Origin of the sequence: Mesorhizobium sp. M7A.F.Ca.CA.004.04.2.1 (assembly GCF_004022825.1) — a bacterium.
Classification (GTDB): domain Bacteria; phylum Pseudomonadota; class Alphaproteobacteria; order Rhizobiales; family Rhizobiaceae; genus Mesorhizobium.
Window position 1 is genome coordinate 1,726 of sequence record NZ_RZPH01000701.1, and the last position, 1,527, is coordinate 3,252.

At 62.4% G+C, this 1,527-nt stretch carries 2 protein-coding genes; one reads left to right on the forward strand and one right to left on the reverse strand.

The window, feature by feature from the left end:
• Positions 1 to 837, forward strand: an 837-nt coding sequence (gene hflX, locus EN893_RS39470) for a GTPase HflX (RefSeq protein ID WP_245490905.1), incomplete at its 5' end; no start/stop codon positions are given.
• A gap of 63 nt (positions 838 to 900) precedes the next feature.
• On the opposite strand, the gene mazG is transcribed toward hflX, so the two are convergent.
• Positions 901 to 1,527: nucleoside triphosphate pyrophosphohydrolase (mazG, locus tag EN893_RS25505; RefSeq protein ID WP_128361864.1), on the reverse strand; the 627-nt coding region annotated here is incomplete at its 5' end.

Sequence of the window (1,527 nt, forward strand, 5' to 3'; positions counted from 1 at the left end):
GGGGGCCCCGGCGAAACGCAGATCGAATCCGACCGGCGGCAGCTGCAGGAAAAGATCATCAAGCTGAAGCAGGAGCTGGAAACGGTGCGGCGCACGCGCGACCTGCACCGCGCCAAGCGCAGGAAGGTGCCGTTCCCGGTGGTGGCGATCGTCGGCTACACCAATGCCGGCAAGTCGACGCTGTTCAACCGGCTGACCGGGGCGGATGTGCTGGCGCAGGACATGCTGTTCGCCACGCTCGACCCGACGCTGCGCCGCGTGCGCCTCCCACATGGCACGCCGATCATCCTCTCCGATACGGTCGGCTTCATTTCGGACCTGCCGACGCATCTGATCGCGGCTTTCCGCGCCACCCTGGAAGAGGTGGTCGAGGCCGATCTTGTGCTTCATCTGCGCGACATTTCCGATCCGGACACTGCTGCACAAGCGGAAGATGTCGAGCGCATCCTGGCCGACCTCGGTGTCGACGCCGGCGACGCCAAGCGCGTGATAGAAGTGTGGAACAAGATCGACCGGCTCGACGAAGGCAACCGGACCCGGCTGCTTGCAGACGGCGCCGACGCCAACAAGGCGCCGCCGATTGCGGTGTCGGCGGTGACCGGCGAGGGCATCGATGCGCTGAAGGCGATCATCGAAACACGGATGGCGGGCGAACTCGAAGACCTCACCGTGACGATCGAGCCGGCCCAGTTCGGCCTTGTCGACTGGCTTTACCGCAATGGCGATGTCGTTTCGCGAAGCGACAATGATGACGGCAGCGCCACCATCTCGCTCAAGGCCACGCAAAGCGCCCGCGAAGAGATCGAAAGCAGATTGCGTCGTAAAAACAACGGGTAATCCGGAGCAATTCCAGGAAAAAGTGTATAGCGGTTTTCCGTCCGGAATTGCCCGAAAGAGAGATTACTTCGCGGTCTTTGCTTCCTGCCAGAGCGCTTCCATCTCGGCCAGATCAGCCTTTTCCAGCGTGCTGCCGGATTTTTCCAGAGCTTGTTCGACATAGTGGAAGCGCGAGCGGAATTTTTCGTTGGTGCCGCTCAGCGCTGCTTCGGAATCGAGCTTGAGATGACGGCCGAGATTGACGACGGCAAACAGCATGTCGCCGAACTCGTCCTTGATCGAGGCGGTGTCGCCCTTTGCCAGCGCCTCGCGCAATTCGCCGATCTCTTCCTCGATCTTGTCGAGGATGGGCGCCGCCTCGCTCCAGTCGAAACCGACGCGGGCGGCCTTCTCCTGAAGTTTCAGCGCCCGGGTCAGTGCGGGCAGGGCGACCGGCACGCTGTCCAGAAACCCCTTGCCGTTGTCTTCGGGATCGAGACCACGCGCGAGGCGGGCGCTTCGTTTCTCCGCCTTCTCTTCGGCCTTGATCTCTTCCCACATGCCCTTGGCCATGCCGGCGTTGCGGGCTTTCTCGTCGCCGAAGACATGCGGATGGCGGCGGATCATCTTCGTCGTGATGGCTTGCACCACATCCGGGAAGGCGAATTCACCGGCCTCCTCGGCCATCTGCGCGTGATAGACAACCCTGTC